This window comes from Sphingobium abikonense NBRC 16140, assembly GCF_001598335.1.
GTDB lineage: Bacteria > Pseudomonadota > Alphaproteobacteria > Sphingomonadales > Sphingomonadaceae > Sphingobium > Sphingobium abikonense.
Map to the genome: position 1 here is coordinate 74,401 of NZ_BCYT01000003.1, position 13,894 is coordinate 88,294.

Sequence of the window (13,894 nt, forward strand, 5' to 3'; positions counted from 1 at the left end):
GCATCATTCCTGCAGCACCCAGGTATCCTTGACCCCGCCGCCCTGGCTGGAATTGACCACCAGTGACCCTTCGGTCAGCGCGACGCGGGTGAGGCCGCCGGGCACGAGGCGGATCTGTTTGCCGACCAGGCAATAGGGGCGGAAGTCGGCATGGCGGCCCACGATTGATGCCGGGCCGAGCGTCGGGACGGTCGACAGGTCCAGCGTGGGCTGGGCGATGAACTCGCCCGGATTGGCCTTGATCCGCTCCGCATAGGCTTCCACTTCGGCATGGCTCGCCTTGGGGCCGATCAGCATGCCATAGCCGCCCGACCCATGGACTTCCTTGGCGACCAGCTCGTGCAGATGGTCCAGCACATATTTCAGCTCGTCCGGCTTGCCGCACTGCCAGGTCTGGATGTTGTCGAGAATCGGCCTCTCGCCGAGATAGAAGCGGATCATCTCCGGCACGTAGATATAGACCGCCTTGTCGTCGGCGATACCGGACCCTGGCGCCGACGCCAGCGTTACGCCGCCATTGCGGTAGACGTTGAAGATGCCGGGCACGCCCAGCAGGCTGTCGGGGCGGAAGACCAGCGGGTCGATATATTCGTCGTCGATCCGCCGGTAGATGACATCGACCGCCTTTGGCCCCAGCGTCGTCTTCATCCACACGCGATCATCGTCGACGAACAGGTCCGCCGGTTCGACCAGTTCGACGCCCATCAGGTCGGCGAGGAAGCTGTGCTCATAATAAGCGCTGTTGAGCGATCCCGGCGTCAGAACCACGACGACCGGGTCGCCCTTGCAGGCGGGCGGGGCAACTTCCTTCAGGCTCTTGAGCAATTCGGCGGGGTAATCGTCGACCGGCGCCACCACGCCCTGGGCAAACAGTTCGGGGAACATGCGCGTCATGATCTCGCGATTTTCGAGCATGTAGGACACGCCCGAAGGCGTGCGGCAATTATCTTCCAGCACTTCGAAGCTGCCCGGCCCGGTCCGCACGATGTCGATGCCCACGATATGGCTGTAAACTTTGCCGGGCGGCGTGAAGTCGGCCATTTCGGCCAGATAGGCGCTGTTCCTGTAAATGATGTCGGCCGGCATGATGCCCGCCTTCACGATCTCGCCGCGATGATAGACGTCATGCAGGAAGGCGTTCAATGCACGGGCGCGCTGGCGGATGCCCTTGTCCAATATGCGCCATTCATTGGCGGTGAAGATGCGCGGCAGCAGGTCGAAGGGGATGAGCCGTTCTGGATCGCCGCCTTCGCCATAGACGGCGAAGGTGATGCCGATGCGCCGGAAAATCGCCTCCGCCTCGTCCATGCGTCGGTTGAGCCCGGCGATGCCGGTGCGGTCCACCCATTGTTGCACTTCGTCATAACAGGGGCGGATCGACCCGTCGGGCTCAAACATCTCATGGAAGGGCAAGTGGACGATCCTCCCTCGGCCGGCGGCCGGTTGTGCATTGCAATATTAGTGCGCCGCGCCGTGGTGAATGCAAGGCAAAAGTGGCGAGCGGCAAAAAGGTTGCCAGAGCGTTGACCCTAAATGGCGGAAAAGTCGTTTATCTTCGTTTTTACTCGGGATTTTGAGAAGCGCACCGCATCCCGTCCAAATTTTTCGCGCGCCCCGTTGACCGGTCGACCGCCGCAGCATATAGCGCCGCCTCACCGTCGGCCATGGCGCCGCGCGATGCCCCTTGGGGCGGAGTAGCTCAGCTGGTTAGAGCAGCGGAATCATAATCCGCGTGTCGGGGGTTCAAGTCCCTCCTCCGCTACCAACGGTAAGATACCTTTCTGGAACTTTGCGTTTTCTAGGGGCATACTGTGCTCGGCGAACGCAAGACGCAACTGGACTTTTCTGCTTTTCCCCAAGGCACGCGGGCATGAGCGCGCTTTCGCTTGGCGAGATCGCTGGCGCATTCGCCGACCGCAAAGACCCCGATCGGAAGCGCACCCCGCGCCGGAATAGCTATGACGTCGACGATCAGCGGGCGCAGGTCTTCCAGCCAGTAAAGCACGGCTGGGACTGGATTGCTGCTGTCCTCCAAGCATTTGACGAACTGCTGCACGATCAACGCGTGACGCGCTACAAAGAGCATGACCGGCTCCAAGATGGCGATCGACGGATACTGCTCAGCTTCCTCAAGCTGATGGATTTCAAGACCGGTCAACTCGATCCCAGCTATCAGGAGTTGGCGGATCGTGCGGGCTGTCATCGCTCTACAGCGATCGAAGCGTGCAAGCGCTTCGCGAAATGGCTTGGGCTGCGCTGGGTTCGCCGCACAATCGTCGCAGAGACGGTCGGACAGGCCGGACCGCAACGCGAACAGATCAGCAATGCCTTTTATTTCGATCTCAGTTCAGCACCCAGGCGTGTCTGGGCAACCTTCAAAGCTGCATTGCGTCGGAAGATCATCAAGCGGCGCGGCAAAGCTCCCGAGGGCATGCAGTCGCCGCCGAAACCGGCCGACGATCCTACCCTTATGTCCGCGTTAATTTCGTTGAGCGGTGCGCTCGATAATCGGGATAGCGCTAGTCGGAAGACCCGACACTATCCAGGGGTAGAAATATAAAAGGGGAAAGGACTGGCTCCGCCAGGCGTACATTTGAAGGAACCACCGCTGTTGTCGCCCTACAAGGCAAAGAAGCACTCTCGACGCACCGTTGGGGGCCGGTGCCGCTTACGCGCCACCGGGGGCTGCCCAGGGGGCGCCCAGGGTGAAATTAGCGCGGTCCTCGACCGTGGCGTTCGGGGCACGGCAGGTGCATCTATGTGCATCAGCGTAGCGCTGTGTTCGGATCGACTTCAGCCTAGGGCTTAGGCCGTCTCGCGGCAAAGGCCGCTAATGCATCAAAAGGGACATAAAAAGCGCGCGGGCGAGGCGGGGGGAAAAGCGCGCTTTTAGGGGCAACCCCTTGCTAACTTCCGATGGACGACTAGGTCCATGCCTCCTGTCCTGCAACTGTGAGGGTTCGGATGCGTTGACCTGAATCTAACACGGGCGGAAACGAAGAAGATGCTAAACCGTAGATCACTAATTCAGGGGTTGGGTCTCGCCGCCGTTGCACCAATGGCTTACGCAAAAGATCGACCGAATGTACCAGTAGGCGCCATCAGATGGGACGCGTGGTACGCTCCTGGCTCAACGATAACCGAAGCGGTGGCGAAGACATTAGGAGCCACTGAGTATGCTGGTCGTATTCCAACTTTCGGCAGTCACTGCTCAGAAACTCTCGCCTGCTTTCCACGCATCAGCCAATCTCAGATCGACATGGAAATAGATATGGCCGCTGCTGCCGGCCTGGATTTCTGGGCATTCATGGCTTACCAGAAAGGGCATCCGATGCACCTAGCCTTCCAGCACTATTTGCAAAGCCAGAGTGCCTCAAAAATCAACTTCAGCCTCATATGCAGCGCCGGACGCTTTATGAATGACCAGTCTCTAATCGATGACCATTCCAAGCTTCTTGCCCATCCCGGTTATCAGAAGTCGGCGACCGGGCTCCCGCTATATTCCATCTTCATCTCCAATAAGGGCACTGCCCCCAGCAGCGGGATGAACAAGCTTCAGGAAACAATCGAAGCCTTCAGAATGATGGCGCGCAACAAGTCTCGGACGCGCGTGGAGATCGCTGCGCTGCTAGCTCCCGGAACAGAACCGTCATCCGAGTTGATGAGAGCCGGATTTGATGCGGTCGGTCATTATTCAATTGTATGTTCGCGCGCGGGAAGCACCTTTCGCGACCTAACCAGTTGCGCCGAAGCGCAATGGCAAAAAGATGCCATGACATACCGCGCGCTAATCCCAACGGTCATGACTGGATGGGACAGGCGCCCGAGAATGAATAATCCCGTACCTTGGGAATCGAGGCCAACTAGGCAGGGAATAAGCTTCAATCAGCCGTCTGCGGCAGCGTTCCATGCCCACGTCGGAAACGCGTTGCGCTTCGCCGTTGCTCATCCTGCAACACCAGCCATTCTGATATATGCGTGGAACGAGTTTGACGAAGGAGGTTGGCTCTACCCGACGCTGGCCGATGATTTCGACAGACTCGGATCCTTAAAGATCGCCCTTCGGTCAGCATCAAAAGGGTCAAAAGAATCCAATTGCTCAGGTGAAAGCGATGGGTGCGAATAAAATGCCAAATTTCAAGGTTTCTGCACTGAACCTCACCGCCGAGGTAGCGGCTGAACATCCTTAGAAGTGCTTATTTCGCGCACGAGCGCGAGCATCGCATGAACATGATTTCCAACATAGGCCTTATCCATTCTATCATTATTGTTATTGACTTGATCACTTAGCCCTTGAACATAGTCCGCGCTGCGCAATTTCTCAATCTCTTCGAGATATTTTCGATCCAATTCAATTCTTGAATTATTAGAATACAATGTATAATTGCGAAATGCCTCATCCTTAAAATCAATCTTCCTTAGATTATCAATAAATCTATTTATCTCATCCTCTCCAACTCCTTTCTGATGTAAATGAATGATTAATTCTGTCGCGAAGATCGGCAGGCTCTCGTTATACCTAGAATCAGAAACTAAATTCATGTCAGATGAATCAATTCCTATAGCGTTGAGGAATGCTCTGACACTATTTCGCCTTACCATGGGATCGTCGTAGTTTAATACTGTTACTTTTCCATCACTAGATACGCTCGCCCAATCTTCAACGAATTGAGCCACATCGAGGCGGCTACGTTGATTTTTCTGGAAATCCACGAACGGCCGATTCCCGGACGAGTGGACAACCGTTGTGTTATATAGAGACTCTATCAGGTCAGGTAAATTTCGCACAAAAACTACCGGCTTGATATTATATCCCTTCAGTTGCCTCGCGACATTCTCAATTTCTGCAGCCGAGCAGACATCAAATTCTTCCGAAGATAGAATCACATTCTCACTGTCGGACCTGGCAATCTCTTGTCGTAGGCGGTTCCATATATCTCTCTTTTTTGACTGAGAGAATGTAGCGCGATAGCCATGAAGGGATGGAAGATTGTCTTCAATCTCGAATACAGACCAAGGCAAAAGATGGTGCCCAAACTTCGCCCAATCTGGAACACCGGCATGTGGGTACAAGTAATTAAGCTTGGAGAGAAATTCTCTCCTCTGCGTCAATGCAACCTGAATGCTTGTCGTTCCAGTTTTGTGGAAACCAACATGAATGAAAATATTTTTCTTCATAGCATTTTACCTCGGTCAGTAAAATATCTGTAACAAATCTACGCCTCAGAATACGTAGTAAAAATTTTTCGAAATTGCGATAGATTAGGAGTCAATAATTTTTCACATCAACTCCAAATTTTCGATCTACTGACACGAAATCACCGCGTTTTACATCTGTTCCGTCGCTAGTTCTGACCGTGCATATTGTATTTACGCGGCTCAAGAACCACCTTGCCTCTCCCATATTGGCTTAAGCGGCGCTTTGTCGATCGTAAATGCGCCAGCTTTTCATTCCGCGGCCCATTTCTCTGTCGAAAAAGCGCGACATGCCATTTTGAGCAACGAATTGCTCGAAATATCCTGGCCAAGTCCAAGGACTGGGGCATAGTGAATTGAGAGGTGCAGCATCAATCACACGGCGGAAGAAGCGTCGAATGACGACCTCGGTCTCCACTTCAGCCATATGACTCAACCCCTTAAACGAATTTTGCGGATGAAGGCGATAGTTATAGAGGGGTTGAAGAATTGCTGTAGGCTCACAGTAAAAAAGCGACTGCAAGATAAAATCCCAGTCATGACAATATTTAAGCGATAGGAAACCACCGATTTCATTATATATTCTGCGACTGAATACCATGTTTCCAGTCGACACAGCCACATTTTGCCGAAGAAGGCTAAACCCAGTCGTTACATCTCGCTGCAAGTTTAGCGCTTGACGAATGGTGAAATGAACAAATGGCGCAAGCTCTTCATCGGAAAAGGCATCTCCGCCGTCATTTACCACATTAACTAGACTGAAGCCAACATCAGTCCTGCTTCTCTTCATCTCTCTAACGATGCTTGCTATACGATCAGGAAGAAATTGGTCATCTGAGTTGATGACCGTAATCAATTCTCCCCTGGCTCTTTCAATGCCTTTGTTGATTGTTGCGTGGGCTCCAATATTCACATCATTTTTGGTTACGTCGACGCGACTGAACCGACTTCCAAATGGCGTCCTAAGCAGATTCGTGGCAAAGGCGAAGCTGTCATCAGCGGAACAATCATCCACCAGGATGATCTCAATATTAGCATAGGACTGATCGCTGACCGACTTCAGGCATTCATAGAGATAGCTTTCATGATTATAGCTTGGAATGACGACACTGACTAAGGGATCGCTGATAGCAGTCCAATTGCCCGGAATGAATGTCATGAAACCACCAGTTCGACGTAAGTTGGTACCGAAATCATTGCCTTCAAGTCGCCGGGCAGAGAGAGCATCAAGCTGATTCGATACGCTCCTGGCGCCACTCCTTGGAGATCAGCCTTCAATGCGAAACCGCACCACAGCGAGCTTTCAGTAAGGTTAAGCGAGCCTATAATGTCTTCCCGAGGTTCGCGATCATAGATCGTCGCGAAATACGAAAGCCCCTTAGTCTCCGTAGATTCCAGGCAAGCGAACACGGGCAGAGATGGACTTAGGGCAATGGCAGGCGCGTTAATCCACCCTCTAAGTGAAAGATTTTGTTGTTTTGAAAGCAACAGGATTCGCGTGTCATGGCCCGGACGACCGTTGACGCTGTCGAGCCAAACTCTGTCGCCCCGCTCTCCCTTCTCACTCCTGTACCACTGGCTATTGACTTGGACGAACGGAGAAGCGCGATCGCCGATGGCCCCCTCATAATTCTTGATAATGCGTTGGAGTTGATGGTTGGCGTTCCACATCTTTTCAACAAGGATTTTCACATCGGCGGCGCGGACCGGTCCGATCTGCTCGTTACCTGTGGTCATATCGAGTGCAGCCATCACCCCGCGATCATGACTAAGCGCGGTTCGCACTGCGCCAAGAAATCCATGAGCATGCTTGGCGTCGGGCTCAAGGTGAGCGCCCTCCGCCCATTCGTTCCAAGCGTTGATGAAAACGAACCGAGACTCCGGCGGGAGATTTGTCCGGGCTTGTGCACAGAGGTAACTCAACCAGGTTTCGAATAACTCAGGCGATGAATAGGCAAATATGTTGCCGTCCTTGCCTTTGCGGCTGGTGTTGTCCCACGAGGGCATCGCGCAACGAAACTGCATGTAATCAGCAGCAGGTCGAGCTATCTCCGAGCGGACAACCTCACGGTAGTCATATATCTTGCCCCGATATTCGGGATCCAATTCCTTGATCTTGGAATTGATTTCGGGGGAGACGACGCCGTGGGGGGGGAACTGGCAACTACTGTTGCACCCATATGAGTTTGGATCATTTAGGCCGAAGCTTTCCACCATACTGACATGCAAGTCAGGAAAACCATGAGACCGTACAATCTGTCGCCAGCGGGCAATCGTGCTCAACGGATTCTGGAGCAACGAAATGCGATATACCAGCAGCAGCGGAGCGCCGTCGATCTTGATGTATTTTTCCGATTTGAAATAGTCTATGCACGAATTAATGAAGTCGACATCATCCTCTTCGACATGCCGCTGCGCCATCAATACGTCAGATTCGGAGCCGTCCCAACGGCGCGACCAGTTTTCATTGGCCCAGCACAAGCAAAAATCGAGATCCAAATTCTGCTCGACATGCCGATCAATCGGCATTGTCATCAGTTTTTTTCCAGAAAACCAATAATAATAATAGCAAAAGCCCTGAATTCCATAGCGCTTCGCTAGGTCGATCTGTTGCCGCTGGACGTCTTCTACGCGCAAATCGTAATAACCGAAATCGGCCGGCACATGCGGTTGGTGGTGCTCAGAGAAAAAGCTCTTCGCGCCAACTACATTGGTCCACTCGGTAAAGCCTTCTCCCCACCACTCGTTATTCTCCGGAAACGGATGAAATTGCGGAAGATAGAAGGCGATCGGCTTCACGGCATCTGCATCAGCTTCATAAACTGACGGCCCTGAAATCAACTGATCCCGGACTCTAATATATTCATTGCGCAAGCGTGTGCCGACAATTGCGTCCAAAATCGGTAGCAACGTACTGACACTGATTTTCTCTGACCGAACTTTATTGCTGAATGGCAATGCTATGTCGCTATCGGCGATCTTTACTGCAACGATGTTTTCGATAGGCTGCTCGGCCTTATCCAGCGCCTTCAGAGCATCAAAAATACGCGTTGCTGCTTCGGAACTGATCGCCTGAGCACTGACTTGGAAGCCTGCTTTTATCGGTAGGCCAATAATCTGGTCAATGTCGACCCTACCGTAGCGACTAGTTGTCGTTGTTACATGGATGCCGCAGATGTATATATCCAGGCTCACGGGAACCATCACGTTTTTTGTCGAGAACACCCAACCGCGAATATTCCACTCCGAGAATCCATCGACGCAACCTCGCCAAGCAGGCGCAGCTTCGAGATTCTTGAGGTCTTGAAGAGGCGATATCTTAGCCGGTTTAGGGACTGAAGAGGCGGGAACCATCGGTGGCTCAATTGCATCGGACTGTTGCCGGGGATGCCCCTTGAGTGCGTCATGCGGCGAAGCATCTTTCTTCGATACCGCCGCGTCTTTAACCGAATCGCCTTGATCTGAATGCACTTTTTACAACCCCCAATGCTACCGACAGCACGCATTAAAACTGAAGCCCTAACCGATGCAATCATTTGTTGAGGCCCAAGTTAGACTCCGTTTGGCGGGCCTGTTGCGCTGATAGGCAGTTGCGGTGAACGCAATTTTCGTCGCTAGCCCGTTGCAGCACGGCCATCTCCGCTCCGGGAGTTCGGACAATCGTCAAGACAATGCTGCACAAGTGGTCTGACCGCGAACCGCTGCCGCCGCCCCGAAAGTGGCGGGGTCGTGATCGCCATCTGCATTGCGGTCGGTGCATTGATGGCCGGCGATATGCTGAGGCGCTTATCGGATATCCTCTGACTTTTCGGGTCGTATCGGGCCGGCACCGCAGCACCGGCCCTGCCCACTCACGGCAGCACAAAATTGCTGACGATCAGTTCCGTCACTGGTTTGGCCTGACCGCCGATCGTATAGGTGGTGGGCACATCCGCGACATTGAACCGGGAGAACGTCGCCCGCGCGCCATCGGTCGCGTTGATCGACAGCAGGAACTTGCCCTTGATGCCCGCCAGCTGGTCGGCCAGCTGCTCGAAGTCGCCGCGCGAAAACACGTCCTGGCCATAGTCGCTTTCGCAGCCCCAATAGGGCGGATCGAGGTAGAAGAGCGCGCCCGCATGGTCATAGCGGCGGATGAACTCGCCATAGCCCAGCTGCTCGATGACGACACCGGCAAGCCGCTCATGGATATCGGCCAGCATCGGCTCCAGCTTGGTGATGTTGAACAGCGACGGCCCCTCTCGTCGGATGCCGAAGTTCCGGCCCTCAACTTTTCCGCCAAATGCCAGCTTCTGCAAATAGAGGAACCGCGCCGCGCGCTGCAAGTCGGTCAGCCGATCGGCGGGCAAGGCGCGCAACCGTTCGAACTCTGACCGGCTCGACAACCGCCAGCGCAGCATGTCGATGAAATAGGGATAATGCTCCTGGAGCACGCGGAAGAAATTGGCCACATCGCCGCTGACATCGTTGATCGCCTCGGCCCTGGGCCGTTCCTTCCGCCGCAGGAAGATGCCGCCCATGCCGACGAACGGTTCGGCATAGCTGTCATGCGGCACGCGCCCGATGATCGACACCAGGCGCGATGCCAGATTGCGCTTGCCGCCGATGTAAGCGGCGGCGGGGGAAACGGGGCGAATTTTTTCGAGTGACATGTAGGATTTTAGCTCACAGATGAACCACCGCCCTGGTGTCAGGGGCGGGGCGGCCAGGGTGGCCGGTTGGTTGTGGCGAGCGCGATTCTCGTCGGTGGCCGCGTTGCAGCGCGGTCATCCCCGCTCTTGGGGAATTCGGCTATTCGGGCGAGGCTTTCTCGCGCTTGCGGAAGCGGACGGCCTCTAAACCCAGCTGGTCGTTCAGTTCGAGGAACACGCTCTGCAACGGCTCGATCTCCAGTTCGAAGAAGGCGTCGGTCGCCTTGCTCACATCGCCGAACCCGCCCGCGTTCGCCGGCACGATGCCCAGCAGCTGGGGCGGCACGCGGTGCGCGGCCAGCACGTCATCGCGCGTCGTGTTCTTGATGCCGACAAATTCATCCTTGGCGCCCACCTCGGCGATCGGCTTCAATTGGATGCCGCTTTCCTTGCCGCTGGGCGAATGGACGAACAGGTTGCGGAAATTGCCCGGCCCCTTCGACCGCTTGAGCGCATCGCGCATCGCGTCGACATCGCCATCAGCAAATTCGCCGGTGGCATAGAGGATGTAGCCGGCATGGCTGCCATTCTCATAGTAGCGGCGACGGAACAGGGTCGCATTCTCGTTGAGCAGCGCGGATTGCAGGGCCGACAGATATTCGGGCAGGCCATAGATTTCCTGATTGATATCGGGCGCCAGCAGATGATGGACCGTGCCCGCCTCGAACTCGACTTCGTTGCGATAGCCCGGCACCCACCAGAAGCTGCCCGGCGCGACCCCGCGCCGCGTATATTTGGCCAGCACATGATCGAGCCGCATCACCCCGCCCAGGCGGTTGCGCACCGCCTGCACATAGCAATTGCCCAGAACCAGATAGTCCTGCACCATGCCCGCGAAAGCCTTGCGCGACAGCACGGCCGAAGGCTCCAGGCTGGCGGCCAGCATGTTGCGCTTGAGGATGATGGCGCTCGAATGATGCGGCGACGCGCGATAGGTGCGCGCCAGTCCGTCGAGCGAGATCGGCGGCTCATACCAGCGCTGGTTGTGATAGCATTCCAGCATGTCCAGCATGGTGGCCCGGCTGTTGACCGGTTCGGGATCCCCGAAGGTGAAGGCGGTGACACCGCGATTGTCATTGGCCGCGACGATTGCGCCGCGCGCCGCCTCGGCCGATTCACGGCGGTTCATCCTGCGCGCGCGCTTGCTCATTCCAATACCTCCATCGTGCCCTTGGGCTTTTCCTTGCCGTCGAGCGGCTCGTTCATCAGGATGTGCATCGTCGCCCAGGCGAGGTCTGCGTGGCCGTCATCACCGCCACGCCCCGCCTTGAAGGTGACGTTCCGCCCGCTGGTGGTCAGGGTCTTCTTGATCGACACGAAGGCCGAAACGATGTCGAGCATCCCGGCATCGAAGGCGATGCGGCCCCGGCGCACGACATTCTGCGCCTTCATGATCATCTGGGCCTTGAGTTCGAGCGAATATTCGATCTTCGCCACGGTGCAGCCGGGCATGGCGCCGACCTTGGCCAGCAGCTGATACACGCCCGCGCCCACGCCCTTGGCGTCGATGCCCAGATAGGTGCAGTGGTAGCGGCTCAGGATCGCCTTGATGAATTCGGCCTGCTGTTCGAAATCGAGGCCGCGCAGCTGGTGGCGCTCAAGGATGCGGAACGGGCCGCCTTCGATCAGCGGCGGCGCGGCGATCACCAGCGCGGCATTGTCGCCCGTCTCGCTTTCCTGCGGGTCATAGCCGGCCCACACATTGCGCTCGCCATAGGGGCGCGACGCCTCGGGATCGAAGTCCAGCCATTCGACCAGGCTGTCACAGCCGCACCGGATCAGATCGTTGAATTTGAAGGCCGACAGGCTGTCGTCCACGAAATCGCACATGAACAGGTTGGCGAATTCGTCGGGCGCATATTCGTCTTCCAGTTCCTCGATATCGAACAGGTCGCACCCGCCCGCCTCTGCGTCGCGGATGTTGACGATGTTGCGCCAGATGCGATCCGGGCCGACGCTGCCGATCGCCAGCGCCGCATGGCTGACATCGATCTTGATCTGGTCGGCCTTCTTGCGCCGGCGGTTGCGCCTGTCGCCAGTCCAGTAGGGATAGGCGGGATGCGCGACGCTGCTGGGCGTGGAAAAGTAGGTTTTGCGCCACTTCTTGTGCGTCGCCATGCCCGAGGCGACCTTGTTCAGTTCCTCGAACGAATGGACCCAGAAAAATTCGTCGAAATAGAAATTGCCGTGGCGGCCCTGGGCGGTGCGGAAATTGGTGCCCAGAAAATGCAGTTCGGCCGCAGCCTCTTCCTCTGGGCGCAAATCCGACGTGATCAGCATCGGATCGCCGGTCAGCGCCACGCCCACCAGCTTGGCGAAGCTGACAATATAGGACCGAAACTGATGCGCCTGCGCCTTGGAGGCGGACAGGAATATCTGGTTTCGCCCGGTCTCGATCGCGTCGATCAGCGCCTCGAACGCGAAATAATAGGTCGCACCGATCTGGCGCGACTTGAGGATCATGCGGGTGCGCTGATCCTTCGCCTGCCACCAGCGGTGCTGATAATCATACAGGCCGTCGAGGAAGAGGCGCTTGAGTTCGGCGGCCTGATCGGCGGTGAAATGATTCTTCCTCGCCTTCTTGCGCGGCCCAGCGTTGCGGTTGGCGACCTTGTCGTTCAGGTCGCCGGCATGGCCACCCGGCGCCTCATAGCGGCGGACCTTGGCCAGGCTTTCGATCGAGCGGTTGAGCGCTTCGATCTCGACATAATCGGCGCTGGTCTTCTTTTCCTTCGCGACCAGCGTCAGCAGGCGGATTTCAATACCGTCCTCGACCTTCCGGATCGATGGCGCATCATCCCATCGGTCGCGCTGCTTCCATGCCTCGATCGTCGCGCGCGGGATCGGCCCGCCCTTGTCGTTCACCACGCCATGCAGCGCGAACTCGTCGGCGATCTGCGTCACGCCCCATCCGCGCCAGTAGAGGCTGCGCGCATGGCGGCGCGGGTCGAACTGCCACAGGACAGACGGCGCGCCGGGGAGGATCGGTTGCTGGGTCATCGCGGCGGACCATGCCGCGCGGATCAGCCGCTAATCACCGTGGTCCATTTGGATAGCCGCCTGTCCAAATGCAGGGGCTTGAGGCTGGCCCGGCATCGGTCCCTTTCTGCCTTCCTGTCATCAGGGGCGCGCCGCCCCGCAACCACGGGAACCGGACCGATCATGGCCAAGAGCAAGTTTTTCCGCGTCGGCGTCGAGGGCGCCACTGTCGATGGTCGCGTGATCCAGCGTGAATGGCTGGAGCAGATGGCCGCCAATTATGACCCGGCGACCTACACCGCGCGCATCAACTGCGAACATATTGCCGGCTACAGTCCCGACAAGCCGTTCAACGCCTATGGCTCGGTCCTGTCGCTCAAGACCGAAGAGGTCGAACTGACGCTCGCCGGCGAAAAGAAGACGCTGCTCGGTCTCTATGCCGAAATCGACGCCAATGATCAGCTGCTCACCATCAACAAGGCCGGGCAGAAGCTGTTCACCAGCATGGAAATTCACCCGGATTTCGCCGGCGCCGGCGAAGCCTATCTGGTCGGCCTGGCCGTCACTGACAGCCCGGCGTCGCTCGGCACCGAAGCGCTCAAATTCGCGGCGCAGTCGCGCAGCAACATCTTCTCGACCGCTTACGAAACCGCGATCGAACTGGAGCCGGCCACCGACAGCGCCACCATCGCCGAAGGCGTGAAGACGGGGCTGATGAGCGCCTTCACCAGCCTGTTCGCCAAGGAAAAGCCCAAGGACGAACCGGCGCAGACGCCGCCCCCGGCCAATGACAATGGTTTCGACATGACCAAATTCGCCGCGATCATGGGCGACCAGATCGCGGCGGCGGTGAAGCCCGCCAATGATGCCGTCGCCGCGCTCAGCAGCCGCTTCGACGCGATGGAGGCGCGGCTCAAGGGCGAGGAAAAGCCCGGCACCTTCAAGCGCGCGCCTGCCACCGGCGGCAAGGCTGCGATCGTCACCGACTGCTGATCCGTCCCCAGACCCCTCCGACCACACCGGCGCCC

Annotated in this window: 10 protein-coding genes and 1 tRNA gene; 4 read left to right on the plus strand and 7 right to left on the minus strand. The window is 56.8% G+C overall.

Going from position 1 to position 13,894, the window contains the following annotated elements; all coding sequences use genetic code 11:
• Positions 1 to 3 precede the first annotated feature (3 nt).
• Entirely contained in the window at positions 4 to 1,413 is a 1,410-nt protein-coding gene (locus SAB01S_RS04155; protein ID WP_062731875.1) for a circularly permuted type 2 ATP-grasp protein, read from the minus strand.
• Between the two features lie 275 nt (positions 1,414 to 1,688).
• Between SAB01S_RS04155 and SAB01S_RS04160 the strand changes: the two genes are divergently transcribed.
• The 3 genes from SAB01S_RS04160 (at position 1,689) to SAB01S_RS04170 (ending at position 4,126) form a co-directional block, all read left to right on the plus strand.
• Positions 1,689 to 1,765, plus strand: a tRNA-Met gene (locus tag SAB01S_RS04160).
• 105 nt (positions 1,766 to 1,870) lie between these two features.
• Positions 1,871 to 2,560: a helix-turn-helix domain-containing protein gene (locus tag SAB01S_RS04165; RefSeq protein ID WP_062731876.1), complete on the plus strand. Its 690-nt coding sequence runs from the start codon at positions 1,871 to 1,873 to the stop codon at positions 2,558 to 2,560.
• 711 nt (positions 2,561 to 3,271) lie between these two features.
• Positions 3,272 to 4,126, plus strand: a complete 855-nt coding sequence (locus SAB01S_RS04170; protein WP_169802546.1) for a glycoside hydrolase family 99-like domain-containing protein — start codon at positions 3,272 to 3,274, stop codon at positions 4,124 to 4,126.
• A gap of 32 nt (positions 4,127 to 4,158) precedes the next feature.
• On the opposite strand, the gene SAB01S_RS18390 is transcribed toward SAB01S_RS04170, so the two are convergent.
• From SAB01S_RS18390 to SAB01S_RS04195, 6 genes are all read right to left on the minus strand, one after another.
• Positions 4,159 to 5,178: a hypothetical protein gene (locus SAB01S_RS18390; protein WP_157078274.1), complete on the minus strand. Its 1,020-nt coding sequence runs from the start codon at positions 5,176 to 5,178 to the stop codon at positions 4,159 to 4,161.
• A 232-nt stretch (positions 5,179 to 5,410) separates the two neighbouring features.
• Positions 5,411 to 6,355 carry a glycosyltransferase family 2 protein gene (locus SAB01S_RS18025; RefSeq protein WP_083951147.1) on the minus strand — a complete coding sequence of 315 codons (945 nt, stop codon included), beginning with the start codon at positions 6,353 to 6,355 and terminating at the stop codon, positions 5,411 to 5,413.
• A complete protein-coding gene (locus SAB01S_RS04180; RefSeq protein ID WP_157078275.1) occupies positions 6,352 to 8,667 on the minus strand; it encodes a glycosyltransferase WbsX family protein in 2,316 nt (771 codons plus the stop codon). The genes SAB01S_RS18025 and SAB01S_RS04180 overlap by 4 nt, the downstream gene beginning before the upstream one ends.
• 380 nt (positions 8,668 to 9,047) lie before the next feature.
• On the minus strand, positions 9,048 to 9,848 hold the full coding sequence (locus SAB01S_RS04185) for a DNA adenine methylase (RefSeq protein WP_062731880.1): 801 nt from the start codon (positions 9,846 to 9,848) through the stop codon (positions 9,048 to 9,050).
• Between the two features lie 139 nt (positions 9,849 to 9,987).
• On the minus strand, positions 9,988 to 11,037 hold the full coding sequence (locus SAB01S_RS04190) for a phage portal protein (protein WP_062731881.1): 1,050 nt from the start codon (positions 11,035 to 11,037) through the stop codon (positions 9,988 to 9,990).
• Entirely contained in the window at positions 11,034 to 12,887 is a 1,854-nt protein-coding gene (locus tag SAB01S_RS04195) for a terminase large subunit domain-containing protein (RefSeq protein WP_062731882.1), read from the minus strand. Before SAB01S_RS04195 ends, SAB01S_RS04190 begins: the two co-directional genes overlap by 4 nt.
• 162 nt (positions 12,888 to 13,049) lie before the next feature.
• Here SAB01S_RS04195 and SAB01S_RS04200 point away from each other — a divergent pair, with 162 nt between their 5' ends.
• Positions 13,050 to 13,859 (plus strand): GPO family capsid scaffolding protein, encoded by an 810-nt coding sequence (locus SAB01S_RS04200; protein WP_083951169.1) that lies wholly within the window; start codon positions 13,050 to 13,052, stop codon positions 13,857 to 13,859.
• Positions 13,860 to 13,894 lie beyond the last annotated feature (35 nt).